The organism is Crenothrix sp. (assembly GCF_043729335.1).
Taxonomy (GTDB): Bacteria; Pseudomonadota; Gammaproteobacteria; order Methylococcales; family Methylomonadaceae; genus Crenothrix.
In genome coordinates, this window is record NZ_JAYTLQ010000037.1 from 1 (window position 1) to 13,764 (window position 13,764).

General features: G+C 42.5%; 10 protein-coding genes. 6 read left to right on the forward strand and 4 right to left on the reverse strand.

Going from position 1 to position 13,764, the window contains the following annotated elements:
• Window positions 1-49: 49 nt before the first annotated feature.
• The 4 genes from ACHZC4_RS08600 to ACHZC4_RS08615 form a co-directional block, all read right to left on the reverse strand.
• Window positions 50-244 carry a hypothetical protein gene (locus ACHZC4_RS08600; RefSeq protein ID WP_394753424.1) on the reverse strand — a complete coding sequence of 65 codons (195 nt, stop codon included), beginning with the start codon at window positions 242-244 and terminating at the stop codon, window positions 50-52.
• 737 nt (window positions 245-981) lie between these two features.
• Entirely contained in the window at window positions 982-1,383 is a 402-nt protein-coding gene (locus ACHZC4_RS08605; protein ID WP_394753425.1) for a hypothetical protein, read from the reverse strand.
• Between the two features lie 272 nt (window positions 1,384-1,655).
• Window positions 1,656-2,432: a ParA family protein gene (locus tag ACHZC4_RS08610; protein ID WP_394753426.1), complete on the reverse strand. Its 777-nt coding sequence runs from the start codon at window positions 2,430-2,432 to the stop codon at window positions 1,656-1,658.
• 59 nt (window positions 2,433-2,491) lie between these two features.
• Window positions 2,492-2,977 (reverse strand): zinc ribbon-containing protein, encoded by a 486-nt coding sequence (locus ACHZC4_RS08615; protein WP_394753427.1) that lies wholly within the window; start codon window positions 2,975-2,977, stop codon window positions 2,492-2,494.
• Between the two features lie 83 nt (window positions 2,978-3,060).
• Here ACHZC4_RS08615 and leuS point away from each other — a divergent pair, with 83 nt between their 5' ends.
• The 6 genes from leuS to ACHZC4_RS08645 all read left to right on the forward strand — a co-directional run bounded on the left by leuS (window position 3,061) and on the right by ACHZC4_RS08645 (window position 13,760).
• Complete coding sequence (gene leuS, locus ACHZC4_RS08620; protein ID WP_394753428.1) at window positions 3,061-5,508, forward strand: leucine--tRNA ligase; 2,448 nt, start codon at window positions 3,061-3,063, stop codon at window positions 5,506-5,508.
• 16 nt (window positions 5,509-5,524) lie between these two features.
• The gene (gene lptE / locus ACHZC4_RS08625) at window positions 5,525-6,016 is read left to right on the forward strand and encodes an LPS assembly lipoprotein LptE (protein ID WP_394753429.1); all 492 of its coding nucleotides are present in this window, start codon (window positions 5,525-5,527) and stop codon (window positions 6,014-6,016) included.
• A complete protein-coding gene (gene holA, locus ACHZC4_RS08630) occupies window positions 6,016-7,032 on the forward strand; it encodes a DNA polymerase III subunit delta (RefSeq protein ID WP_394753430.1) in 1,017 nt (338 codons plus the stop codon). The genes lptE and holA overlap by 1 nt, the downstream gene beginning before the upstream one ends.
• 486 nt (window positions 7,033-7,518) lie before the next feature.
• Window positions 7,519-8,802: a calcium-binding protein gene (locus ACHZC4_RS08635; RefSeq protein WP_394753431.1), complete on the forward strand. Its 1,284-nt coding sequence runs from the start codon at window positions 7,519-7,521 to the stop codon at window positions 8,800-8,802.
• A 483-nt stretch (window positions 8,803-9,285) separates the two neighbouring features.
• Window positions 9,286-10,551: a calcium-binding protein gene (locus ACHZC4_RS08640; RefSeq protein ID WP_394753432.1), complete on the forward strand. Its 1,266-nt coding sequence runs from the start codon at window positions 9,286-9,288 to the stop codon at window positions 10,549-10,551.
• A 554-nt stretch (window positions 10,552-11,105) separates the two neighbouring features.
• Window positions 11,106-13,760, forward strand: coding sequence for an MMPL family transporter (locus tag ACHZC4_RS08645; protein WP_394753433.1), 2,655 nt, complete (start codon window positions 11,106-11,108; stop codon window positions 13,758-13,760).
• The last annotated feature ends 4 nt before the right edge of the window (window positions 13,761-13,764 follow it).

Here is a 13,764-nt window from a genome sequence, read left to right on the forward strand (position 1 = left end):
TAATTTCAGGGTCATGGGGTTTCAGTGCAGTTTTTATCACTGCACTATGTCAAAAATCCCTACAAATTAACACCTGCATTGATTTGTAGGGACTACCCAAAAATTCATCTGAAATTTTGAATATTTTTTCATTTTGTTCATTAAAGCTTGGATCATCCTCATTTAGAGTGAAATTGTTAAAGACTTGTGTTTCTCCATCGAAACGTTGCCCGTAGTGATGAAAATAGATGGCTTTTGCGTTCATTTCAATTACGCGATGTAAACGTTCTACATCAACGGTTAAAGCAAAGCCATCGAACCCATTTATCAGTCATAATATCATGCACGAGGACAGGCTTTGCGTTTTTCAATAGACTACTTGCAAGAGCTGGTCGACGTTTAATTGCACGCTGAACCTTGTTTAAAAATAAATCACTTCCGGTTGGATTTGAACCTAAGGACGGTGGAAGTGCATAAAGTAGATATTCATCGTCCTTAGATCTAACGGTATTATGTACTTCACAGGCAGGAACCTTAATCAAATTCTTGCGTAGATCTTCTCCAGATGGAAGATCCTTTTTTTCCGGAAAGATACACTTAGGTGGCGCATGCTCATTGGATGTCGCTGGTGAACTGCACATGTAGCATGTAGGTTGCATTTGTGGAACTTGTAAGTGATGGGATGAAATTACTGCCTAATGCAGTAGACACCTTTCTAGGTGCATTTAAAACTCAAAAAATTCGGTGTATATCAATTTTTCACTTCTTTTGAGTCAGCAGTAGGTTGGGGAGAACAACGTGAATCCCAACGCTTTTCGCCCCGATTTGTTGGGGTTAGTTACCTCACCCCAACGGCCCTAAAGTAAAAAAACCTCGATTTCGTTCCACTCCATCGAGGCTACTTACTGATAACTTGCACCTAAATCGAGCCGTAACCTGCAAAGACCCATGCCCTAGTCACTAGCCATGCGCGGGGGCAAGTTTGTTAACGCCTCCTACGTGCTAATGGTTGGTATTTTGCATCGGTACAACCACACGTACCGTACCTATGGGATTTTGCACATCCAGGGTGCCGCTGATTTGAGGGTCAGTACCCGAAACGAAAAGACGGCAAGAAAGCGCAAAGTTGCCTCCGACCGGCGCACTGAAAGCGCAATTATCACCGGCCGCAACCGGGACGTTGCAGGTGTTCGAAGACAAGGGAAGGATGCTGTTTGTGTTGGTAATGATCTGCCGGAGCGTGATGTTCACAGATGTTGTTCCAACATTGATGACGCGACAAGTGGCGAGTCCTCCAGTCGGGTTGGCGCCGTATGCCGGCCCCGCCGCATATATATCGGCGTGCGCAGCACTCCCGAATCCGGTTAGAGTGGCAATTGTAAATACAGTAAATAACTTATTCATTTGAGTTCTCCTAAAATTAAAGATCAGTACGCCATACCCCTTATACTTAAGGGCTTCTTCAAAAATAAGCTTTATATCTTGAAAGTAATGAATTAATGTTGCACCTCCTATTATCCGCCCATAAACATAGCAACCTAACGTGCAGTAGACACCTTTCTATGCGCACTTAAAACTCAAAAATCGGTCCATATCAACTCTTTGATAATTATTTACTCAAATAGTTTAGATGCCACTCCTAATTCTTTTCGGGGACAAAAACTTAATACCAGCGGCTACTTATGGATTTCAGCATATAAAGCGCGGTATTCGTCACTGAGTTTATGGTTAGGAACATAATGCACCAGCGGCTGCGACACCGAATGGGATTCTCTTACTTTTATAGACGGGGAAATCATTGACTCAAGCACCGGTAAACCTTCGGCAATTAATTCATCGACTAATTGCCGTGGCAGGTTAGCTTGTTTTTGGAATTGATTAACGATAATACCTTCAATTTCCAGTTGCTGATTATGATCAGCTTTGACTTCCTTTACCGTGAGCATGAGCCGGTACAGCGCTTCTCTGGAAAAAGTATCGCAATCAAAGGGAATTAAACATTTGTTAGCTGCAATTAAGGCCGATTGGCTGTAAAAATTAAGCACGGGTGGCGTATCAATATAAATAGCATCATAGCCGGTTAATTTTTCCAGCGCTTCTTTCAGTTTAAAAATTTTAAACTTGGCTTCCAAACGGCTTTGTAACGGTTCCAGTTCCGGATGTGACGGCACAACAAACAAATTGGGGTAAGCGGTTTCGTGGATGGCATTTTCCAATCCAGGATTATTATTGCCGCCGAACAACGATAAGCTCAGGGTATCTTTAAAAAAAGCCGCTATGGTTTTACCGCTTTCATCTACTTTTTTACCTAGCAGATAATGGGTTGAATTGCCTTGAATATCAAGGTCGATCACCAAGGTGCGTTTACCTTCAACGGCACTGATGGCGGCTAAATTACAGGTGATGGTTGATTTGCCGACACCGCCTTTTTGATTAAATATGACCCTGCGCATGCTATTCCCCGTTAAATCAAATAGATAAATTGTTTATTATAAAGCCTGTAAGCATGAGATCAAATGCGTATAAAGGTTTTGGCCTGACATTCTGGGCATTCAGGGATTTCACTGGTAGTTTTAAAGGCAATTTCCTTGCCACAGCCATCACATACAAAGGTGCCTGGTGCCACAATGTCGCCGGTATGGTAGTTGTCGGTTTTGGCAAGCAGCCCTAAATGTGCCAGTTCCAGACGGGTTTTATCGGCAAGGCCTAAAAAAGAATCTAGGGCAAAGTTTTCCAGTAATTCAATATCAAACTTAAACCATTCCGATAACGAATCATTGTCTTTTTTATCAGAAAGACCATGGGCTGCGTTTTCTATATCACGTTTTACCGAGGCCGATACTTTATCCAGTTCTTCGCCAGTTAGCGCTGACGCTTCCCGGATTTTTTTCTTGGATATTTCCAGCCCATCAGCGACAGAATGCAGTGTGTCATCCATCACTTCATAAAGATGCTCCATCAGGTCGGTATAAGCTTCTACTAATTTATTTTTATTCATGTCCATACTCCAAAAAATTGCTGCTTTAGATTTAAGCGGCTGTAAGGTATTCTAACGCTTTTGACCGATAAAAGACGAGTAAGATGCAAGAAAATTATCAGCCGCAAGCGATAGAGCAAGACGTACAAAAAGCCTGGGAAGTGTCGGGTGTATTTAATGTCTGTGAATCCTCCAGTCAGGAAAAGTATTACTGCTTATCCATGTTCCCTTACCCCAGCGGCAAATTACACATGGGCCATGTGCGTAATTACACCATTGGCGATGTCATCAGCCGTTATCAGCGCATGTTGGGCAAAAATGTCATGCAACCGATGGGCTGGGATGCCTTCGGTTTGCCTGCCGAAAATGCCGCCATGCAGCATGGTGTACATCCTAGCGATTGGACTTATAGCAATATTGATTACATGCGTGACCAGCTCAAGCGCTTGGGTTTTGGCTACGATTGGAACCGGGAACTGGCCACTTGCGACCCTGATTATTTTAAGTGGGAGCAATGGTTTTTCCTGCGCTTGCTGGACAAAGGCTTAGCTTACAAAAAGACCGCGCCGGTTAACTGGTGTCCCAAAGACATGACCGTACTGGCCAATGAGCAAGTGATAGATGGCTGTTGCTGGCGCTGCGACAGCAAAGTGGAACGCAAGGAAATCGCCCAGTGGTTTCTAAAAATTACCGCTTATGCCGATGAGTTGCTGCAATCTTTAGATACGCTGGACGGTTGGCCGGAACAGGTTAAAACCATGCAAGCCAACTGGATTGGCCGTTCCGAAGGCGTGGAAATGGATTTTCCTGTTGCTGGGTTGGAACCAGTACGCATCTATACTACCCGCCCCGATACTTTGATGGGTGTGACTTATCTGGCGGTTGCGGCGGAACACCCTTTGGCGCTGAGAGCTGCCGAAAGCAACGTTGATATTCGTGCCTTCATTGATGATTGCAAGATGATGGAAACCTCGGAAGCGGCCATGGAAACTATGGAAAAACGCGGCATAGATTCCGGTATTAAGGCTACGCACCCCATTACTGACGAGCAAGTGCCCATCTGGATCGCCAACTTTGTGTTAATGGGCTACGGCACAGGTGCGGTCATGTCTGTGCCTGCCCACGATCAACGCGATTATGAATTTGCTGTTAAATACGGCATAGCCATTAAGCAGGTTATTTTTGCTGCTGACGGAGTTGCCGATGATTGCACCGAACATGCTTTTACCGCCAAAGGTGTATTAAAAAACTCAGGTGAGTTTGATGGCTTAACGTCTGCACAAGCTTTTACTGCTATTGCTGAAACCTTGGAAAAAGACGATAAAGGCGTACGTAAAGTCAATTTCCGTTTGCGTGATTGGGGCGTTTCCCGTCAGCGTTATTGGGGCGCACCGATTCCGATTATTTATTGTGATGGTTGCGGCACAGTGCCGGTACCTGAAAAAGATTTACCCGTTGTTTTGCCTAAAGATGTGGTGCTGGATGGTTCGCAATCGCCATTAGTGGCGCATCCGACCTTCTCAACATGTGAGTGTCCAACATGTGGCAAACCAGCGCGGCGTGAAACCGATACCTTTGATACTTTCATGGAATCATCCTGGTATTTTGCGCGCTTTGCCTGCAATAAAGCCGATACCATGCTGGATGCTAAAGCTAATCATTGGTTACCGGTCGATCATTATATTGGCGGTATTGAACACGCGATTTTGCATTTATTGTATGCCCGTTTTTATACCAAATTACTGCGTGATGAAGGTTTAATCACTTGTGATGAACCGTTTAAAAAATTGCTGACTCAAGGCATGGTGCTAAAAGATGGCAGCAAGATGTCCAAGTCCAAAGGCAATACGGTTGATCCGCAAGGTTTAATCGACCAATACGGCGCGGATACCGTGCGTTTGTTTATTATGTTTGCCGCACCGCCGGAACAATCTCTGGAATGGTCCGATAGTGGCGTGGAGGGAGCGTCGCGCTTTTTAAAGCGCTTGTGGCGTCAGGTTTATTTGCATGTCAGTGCCGGTGGTTCTGTACTTGCTTTGGATAAAAATAGTCTGACCGATGAGCAACGGGCTTTGCGTCGCCAGTTACACCAAACCCTACAGAAAGTCAGCCATGATATGGGCGTGCGTATTATTTTTAATACCGCCATTGCCGCCAATATGGAACTGGTCAATAGTCTCAACAAATTCACTGATGAGTCGGCTAATGGCAAAGCTATACGCCAGGAAATCTTGGAAGCCATTGTACTGATGCTATCACCGATTGTGCCGCATATTTGTCATCAGTTGTGGCTTGATTTAGGACATAAGGAGGATTTGCTGGCAATGGCATGGCCCAGTGTAGATGAATCGGCTTTAGTGCAAGATTTGTTGGAACTGGTCGTGCAAATTAACGGTAAATTGCGCAGTAAAGTGTTGGTGTCGGTAGCGGCGAGCAAAGCGGATATTGAAGCCCTTGCGTTGGCGGATGAACAGATTAAACGTTTTATCGATAACCAACCGATTAAGAAAGTTATTATTGTGCCGGGCAAACTGGTGAATATCGTTGTTTAAATTGGAGTGTGTTCCGATGCAAAAATGCGCTATTTTAATAATGGCATTGTTATTAACCGCCTGTGGTTATCACTTGCGCGGTACGTTTTCTTTGCCTGCCGAGCTTAAAAAAGTATATCTACAAGGGGGATCAGCGCCATTACGCGACCAATTTAACAAAACATTGGAAGCCTCAGCAGGGCAGTTGGTTGATTCTGCTGAACAGGCAGCAGTGACTGTCAAAGTTTTTGACGCTGACATTAAGCAAAGAGGCATTTCATTGAATGCGGGAGGGCGCTCTAACGAATTTGAATTGCATTATCATCTAGAATACGAATTACGTGATGCAACCAAGAAAGTGCTATTACCCCGTGAGCCTTTGGATATAAGGCGCGAATATTTTAATGACCAGCAGGATATTATCGCCAAAGATAATGAAGAGGGCGTGATTCGTAACGAAATGTACCAACAGGCAGTGAAGAATATTCTTAATCGGATGCGTGCTGTGTTGGAAGCCCAGCCTAAGTAATGCGCATTAAACCGGAGCAATTAGGCGCGTTGCTGCAAAAATCTTTGGCGCCGGTTTATTTTGTCAGTGGCGATGAACCCTTGCAATTGATTGAAGCTACTGATGCGATTAGGCATGCGGCCAAAAGATCGGGTTTTGCCAACCGCGAAGTACTGCGTGCTGAAACGGGGTTTGACTGGAAACAATTAGCCCTGAGCGCCGCCGAGCAATCCATTTTTGCAGATAAAAAAATCATAGACCTGCGGCTGTCAGGAAGCGGGCCGGGCACGGATGGTGCAAAAGCTTTAATTAATTATTGTGCGCATCTGCCTGATGATACGGTATTGATGATTAGCGGTGGCAAGTTAGCCAGTGCCTCGCTTAAATCGCACTGGTTTCAGGTGTTGGATAATGTCGGTGTTGTCATGCAGGTTTGGCCGCTGGAAGGTCAATATTTGCTGTCTTGGCTGCAACAGCGCTTACAACTTCGCGGCTTACAGATAGATCGGGACAGTGTAAAGCTGTTGGCGTCCAGAGTTGAAGGTAATCTTTTAGCCGCCGTGCAAGAGATAGAAAAGCTGTACGTATTGTACGGTGTCGGTAATCTGAGCTTTCAACAAGTCAGTGAGGCCGTTGTTGATAGTTCCCGTTATGATGTGTTTGCGTTGGTGACGGCTGTGTTGGAAACGGATGTCTGCCGGCTGTTTAAGATAATCACTAGTTTAAAAGCCGAAGCCATTGCTGCACCCATTGTATTATGGGCTTTAGTGCGTGAGGCTAGAACGCTAATCAAGATAAAATGGCAGCTCTCACAAGGCCAAAGCAAAGACGTTGTTTTTCGAAATAATCAGATTTGGGATAAGCGACAGCCGTTGATTTCTGCTGCGTTAAATCGGCTAAGCTTTGCTGATTTGAATGCCATCATCGTACTCAGCGCCAGTGCAGACAGGGAAATTAAAGGTCAACAGGCCGGTGATGCCTGGGAAACATTGCATAGTATTTGTTTGTTATTTGCTGCTGTAAAGCCGGTGTTGTAAGCCGAGTCATAATATTCTTTCGCTTTTATGCCAAAGAATGCCCACAAGGTAGCTCGAACAAGTTCATGCTTTGGCAAGCTTGGCAATAATACAAGTAGTGTTTAAAAATGTCGCCTAACAAGCAATCATCCTCTCGTAGTAGACCTAGCGACTACTGTCAACCTTAATTACATACAACAAAGCATTAGCCTAAACGTTATTGTTTGTAGTTAATTGATTTAATTAATAAAGATATTTTTTAGTTTAGCAAGGCCAATAAGCACCGTTTGTTTTTTTTACATATTTTTTAATTTAAGTTACATTATTCATGGCTATCTCGCTAATATATTGATAATAAATAACTTATTTTTTTGGCTCGGAATGTGCTTAGTCAATAAGATAAGCAAGGCAAATAGTAATGCGACTTGGGCTTAACAGCAGGTAGTGATGTAAGTGTTCTGCTTGAAATCATAATTAACTAATAACTAAACGTGTGGAGTAATTGCTATGGTAATTAATGGAACAGATAACAATGATGTATTGGGTAGAAAGGCATTAGGTGCCGACACAATCACAGGCAAGAAAGGTGCTGATATCTATTACGTCAATAATGTAGGTGATAAGGTTATTGAAAGCTTAAATCAGGGTATTGATTTAGTACTAAGTTCAGTTAATTATACGTTAAGCGATAATGTAGAAAATCTCAGCTTGTCAGGTACGGCAGCATTGAATGGTACCGGAAATGCCCTGAATAACCGAATAATTGGCAATGCGGCTAATAACACGCTTAAAGGACTTGCCGGTAACGATAAGTTGATTGGCAGTGGCGGTGACGACACGCTTCAGGGTGGTGACGGTGATGATTGGCTTTACAGCGGCGATGGCAGAGCCTTATCGGTTGGCACTAACAAGCTCTCTGGTGAGCAAGGTAATGATTCATACATTATTGATACAGCTACCGATGTGGTTACTGAGCTTGCCAATCAAGGTATAGACAGTGTTTATAGTGCTGTTAATTATACTCTGGGTTTAAATCTAGAGAACCTTACGTTAAGACTAAGTGCATTAACTGGTACGGGTAATGGGCTGAATAACGCACTGGTAGGTAATGCGGGTAATAATACATTAAATGGTTTGGCGGGTAATGATAAGCTTTCAGGTATGGGCGGTAATGATATCCTGAATAGTGGTAATGGTAAGGATGTGCTTATTGGCGGTGAGGGTGCGGATATTCTTATTGGCGGCTTAGGTAAAGATACTTATGATCTTACCGAAAAAACTCATTCTGCAGATACTGTAGTCGTTGGAGAAAATACCACACCTAAAGTACTAAGTGACTATCTTGGCAATACTGATGTTGTTAAAGGCTTTGTATTGGGCGAAGATAAACTTGACGTGCTGTTTACCACTATCGTTGCTGATACCACTGCAAATGTTACCGGAATAAATTCAGATCCAACCGATCCAGATGTAGCTTTTGGTAATATTGCACAACATACTGTCAGCAAAGGTATTTATAGTTTCTATGATAACCTCGGCACTGCGCTTCCGATTACGGTCGCTAATGAAAAAAATGCTTATGCGTATGTATTGGAAAATACCCCGACTAATGGCGCTATAGCGGGTTTTCATGTCAGTAACGCGGCTGGCAAAGTGACTGACACCATTATTATGCAACATGATCATTCTGGAACGCCGGTAACTGAAAATCATATCGTGGTTGATTTGGTGGGTGTTGAGGCAACAAGTCTAAGTGCTACGGGCGGCGCTAATGCAGTATGGATTATTTGATCAAAATATAACATAAGATTAATCCAGTAGAGAGGGTACGGCGTTAGCGCGCTTGTCCTCTCTATTTTAAAGGTATACCCAAATAAAGTTTGGTAGATGGGCTAGGTTATAAGCATTTATAAATTATTTTTAATGTGCACTATGTTGACGGTAATGTCTAGCGTGATTGTATAAATTCAAATGGTTTAAAGATTGCGTATGATTTAGCACTAGCCTTTTCAAAGTGTCACCATAGTTTTGGTGTTATTGTATAAATAAGACAAATGCTAAATGTAAATTAAGCATTTTTGCATTGGAATTAATACCTTGCAGAATATAAATTTTTTAACTCATCGTTAAAATTTTTGTCGATTATTCAATAAATTAAATGCTAACTTCATGGCTACGCTGATACTTTGAAAGGGCTGGAAGTAAAGTAGTGAGAGGCTTTTGTTTGAAAGTCAAAATGTATATTAACAACTAACACTGTGTAAGGTAAATACTATGATAATTAATGGAACAGATGGAAATGATGTGCTGCTAGGTAAAACTGCATTAGGTGCAGATACCATGACCGGTAAAAAAGGTAGTGATACCTATTATGTCAACAATGCAGGTGATAAAGTTATTGAGAGTTTAAATCAGGGTATTGATACCGTGATTAGCTCAATAACATATACTTTGGCTGCTAATGTAGAAAACCTTGTTTTAACCGGTGCAACGGATTTGAATGGCACGGGTAATGCGCTCAACAATACTTTAACCGGTAACAATGCAGCAAATACGTTAAACGGTTTAGCGGGTAACGATGTGCTGAATGGCAATGGTGGGAATGATAATCTTAACGGTGGAGACGGTAATGATGCGCTGTCTGGTGGTGCTGGCATTGACGCGCTGAAGGGCGATAAAGGTAATGATACTTATTATATAGGTTCAACAGCTGATGTTATTACAGAGCTTGCTGGCCAAGGTGTTGACACGGTTATTAAAAGTATAGGCAATTACACCTTAGGCAGCAATTTAGAAAATCTTATTTTGGGCGCGGGTAGTGTTACCGGTACCGGAAATGAATTAAATAACGTGTTAACAGGAAATGCGGGCAATAACACATTAAATGGTTTAGCCGGGATTGACAAGCTTTCAGGCCTGGCAGGTAACGATAAGCTTAACGGCGGTGACGGCAATGATACGCTTATTGGGGGTGAAGGGGCGGATATTCTTACCGGTGGGCTTGGCAAAGATACCTACGACCTTACCGAAACAACTGCGTCTTCTGATACGGTAATAGTGGGTTTAAATACCACATTCAACATAAATACTTACCTGGCTGATACTGATGTCGTTAAGGGGTTTAATCCCGCTAATGACAAGCTTGATGTTCCCTTTGCTGCCAATATTGTTGCTAATACGGCTGCCAATACGTTTATTACCGGGATTAATCCAGATGGCCTTGACTTTGGCAGTTTTGCGCGTCACACGGTTAGTAATGGTATTTACACCTTATATGCTAATAATAGCGCAACTCCCACGCTGATTACCTCTACAAATGAAAAGCAAGCATACGGATATTTGCTAGAGAATACGCCATTTAATGGTGCGGTAGCGGGTTTTCATGTCAGCGATGCGGCTGGTAAAGTGACAAATACTATTATTATGCAGCATAATCATTCCGGAACGCCTGTAGTTGAAAACCACGTCGTGGTTGATTTAGTGGGTGTTGATGCAAGTCTAAGTGCTACTGGGGGTGCTGGCGCAGTTTGGATTATGTAATGATTTTTTGCTGTTAAGGTACATCAAGGTAACCAATAGAAAGGACAAGCTATGTGCTTGTCCTTTTTTTTATGCTTTTAAAAACGTGCGATTGTGCAATGGGTATATTTTAAAAACACCACTTAGGTATTGTTTTTTCTGGCTATTAGGGGAAATTAACAAGGCATATTTTGTTTATTCAACCCCAAAAAATTGAATGCGTTATCATGCTGTCACTTCAAGTGATGCATTTTGCCTTAGCTTTAAACCCTTGCACTTCCTAAATGCCGTTGTGCGTAAGCGACGTTTTGCATAAATTCACTTTTGCAATATGACTTATTGTTGCTAATAAGCAAATCTATAATGCACTAACGGCATTTTTCAGGGATAATTTTACAGATATGTGACTGAATTAATAATTTTTGTTGCCATCATCGCTAGTGCAAGCGCAGCTTTTGTTTTCAACTGTGCTACTTCACGATAAGTGGCATTCAATAAGTCATTGTCGATTTTGGACTGCCGCCGGTATTTTCCATTTGTTTAATTTTAATACTTAATTTAAGTGAGCTAACCTTATGTCGCTAAAAACTGATTGTCGCAGGCTGCTTTCCCTAGGATTAAACTGGATGCTCCATAGTCCAGTTGTTGTACTGATAATAATAGGGCTGCTTACTTTTTTTGCGTTTCAGTTTACGGCTAATAATTTAAGTATTAATACCGATACTGCCGAGTTAATTGCGCCGGATGCTCCGTTTCAGCAAAATCGGCGTAATTTTGAGAAGGCTTTTTCGCAAGATATGCATACGTTATTACTGGTAGTGGAATCTGATACGCCAGAATTGACTAAATCTGCTACCAAGCGGCTAGGGCGTTTGCTCAGTACCGATAAAAATAATATTCAAAGCGTTTATATTCCCAACGACAACGATTTTTTTCACCAAAATGGCTTGTTGTATCTGGACCCCGAAGATTTGCAGACGATTTCCGGTAATTTGTCACAAGCGCAGCCCTTCATTGGCCGCATTACCCAAGAGCCCAATTTAACCGGCTTTTTTTCTATTTTTGAAGATGCACTCATCTCCACCGATAAAAATCAGGACTTACCGATTGATTTACCCGCTTTAATTAATAAGGTGTCGACGGTTTTGCATAAAGCCATTAATGGCAGCAATGGGTTATTATCCTGGCAGGAATTGATTGCCGAAAAAAAGCTAAAAACCGCGCAGTCAACCAAGGGTTTTATTATTATTTTGCCTAAGTTTGATTACACGCAAATCCGCCCCGCCGAACTTGCCATTAATTCTATTCGGCAAGCGGTTGCCCAAATTCAGGATGCTAATTTGCCTAACGTAAAAGTGTGGGTTACCGGGGAGGTGGGTCTTGAGGATGACGAACTTTCGGGAATGAGTGCGGGTACATTTACCGCCAGTATTTTTTCTATCGTATTAGTGTGTATTATTTTATTAATTGCCTACCGGTCTATTGTATTTACGGTGGCAACCTTACTGACTTTGGCCGTGGGCATGGTATTTTGTGGTGCATTCGCGGCTTTTTCTGTTAAGGAATTGAATTTAATTTCGGTAGCTTTTGCCGTCTCCAATATCGGTCTTGGCGTGGAGTATGCCATTCATTTTTGTTTGCGCTACCGTGATAATCTGAGCCATCATGTTGACAGGGCTAGGGCGATACACAGTACGTTGGTGTCTACTGGCCCGTCTTTAATGTTGTGTGCGGGGACTACTGCGATTGGCTTGTATGCCTTTATTCCTACCGATTATAAAGGGGTTTCTGAGCTGGGTTTGTTGGCAGGAAGCAGTCTGTTTATTTGTCTTGCGGTCACTTTAATTGTTTTACCGGCATTGTTAAAAATCATTCCCATGTCGATGCCAGCTCAACCAACTACCAATAAGCCCATTGTTACTACACTGGCAGAAAAAATAGCTACGGCTACCCTGCATTACGCCAAGCCCATCGTGATTGTCACTGCCACAGTAGCTGTTATATCCATTGCATTGGTGTTTAAAGTCCAGACTGATTTTAATCCGATCAACTTACGTGACCCTAATACGGAATCGGTGATTGCTTTTAAAAGCTTAACCAAGGACAAAGAAACCACGCCCATGACGTTAACGATTCTGGCGAAAGATGAAACCAAAGCCAAGGCCTTGCAACAAAAACTGGCAACGATTCCATCCGTGGACAAAACCATCAGTTTGTTTGATTTTATACCGACCGATCAAGAAGATAAGTTGATGACGATTGAAAACATGGCGTTGACTTTAGGTACTACGGCGTTTCCCCCGCTAAAACCTGACCTTAATCCTATTCCTGGCATTAATAATCTCATAAAAGCCATTGATACGGTATTGCCGACTAAAACCGATGCGCATGAAATACAGTCGCTAACAGTCTTTAAAAAAGAATTGCAGGATATGTTGATTGAGCTGGATACGCGCCAGGAACCGAGTCGACGCGATTTTATTGAGAAAGTGCAAACGGCTTTGCTAGGCACTTTACCGAATGTGATGAATGATTTGTTTACCAGTTTTAAAGCTAATGAAGTGACGATGAAGGATTTGCCGCTTGATATTAAAGATCGCTGGTTGAGCAAAGAAGGCTGGTACCGGATTCAGATATTTCCTAAAAAAGATTTGAATAATCTGGCTGATCTTCAGGAATTTATCACCGATGTGCAAGCGATAGCGCCCGAAACCACTGATTTGCCGATTATGTATTGGGAGTCCATGAAAGAAGTGGTTGCTGCTTTTCAACAGGCAATTGTAATTGCTTTGGTGACTATTGCTTTACTATTGTATGTCATTCGGCGCAATGTAATTGATACCTTGCTGGTGATGACGCCGTTGTTATTGGCAGGTTTATTAACTATGGCCAGCACGGTAATTACCCACACGCCGATTAATTTCGCCAATATTATCGCCTTGCCGTTATTATTAGGATTGGGTGTTGATAACGGCATACACATGGTTGAAAAGCTGCATCACTCGCTATCTGATAAACAAAATATTTATCAATCCAGCACTGCCAGAGCGATGTTTTATGGTGCGTTGACGACGGCATCAAGTTTTGCAGGGTTAGCTTTTTCGCCGCATCAAGGCATTGCCAGTATGGGATTAATTATTACTATGGGTATTTTTTGGATTATGGTGTGTACGTTTATTGTATTGCCAGCCTTGAGTAAGGTAGTTTTAAAAAATAAAGTCAGTGCTTAACCAC

Excerpts from the sequence above, each read along its gene's own strand:
- ACHZC4_RS08600 (WP_394753424.1), bottom strand. The coding sequence starts at position 244 with ATGAACGCAAAAGCCATCTATTTTCATCACTACGGGCAACGTTTCGAT.
- ACHZC4_RS08610 (WP_394753426.1), bottom strand. The coding sequence starts at position 2,432 with ATGCGCAGGGTCATATTTAATCAAAAAGGCGGTGTCGGCAAATCAACC.
- lptE (WP_394753429.1), top strand. The coding sequence starts at position 5,525 with ATGCAAAAATGCGCTATTTTAATAATGGCATTGTTATTAACCGCCTGT.
- ACHZC4_RS08635 (WP_394753431.1), top strand. The coding sequence starts at position 7,519 with ATGGTAATTAATGGAACAGATAACAATGATGTATTGGGTAGAAAGGCA.
- leuS (WP_394753428.1), top strand. The coding sequence starts at position 3,061 with ATGCAAGAAAATTATCAGCCGCAAGCGATAGAGCAAGACGTACAAAAA.
- holA (WP_394753430.1), top strand. The coding sequence starts at position 6,016 with ATGCGCATTAAACCGGAGCAATTAGGCGCGTTGCTGCAAAAATCTTTG.
- ACHZC4_RS08645 (WP_394753433.1), top strand. The coding sequence starts at position 11,106 with ATGTCGCTAAAAACTGATTGTCGCAGGCTGCTTTCCCTAGGATTAAAC.
- ACHZC4_RS08615 (WP_394753427.1), bottom strand. The coding sequence starts at position 2,977 with ATGAATAAAAATAAATTAGTAGAAGCTTATACCGACCTGATGGAGCAT.
- ACHZC4_RS08605 (WP_394753425.1), bottom strand. The coding sequence starts at position 1,383 with ATGAATAAGTTATTTACTGTATTTACAATTGCCACTCTAACCGGATTC.
- ACHZC4_RS08640 (WP_394753432.1), top strand. The coding sequence starts at position 9,286 with ATGATAATTAATGGAACAGATGGAAATGATGTGCTGCTAGGTAAAACT.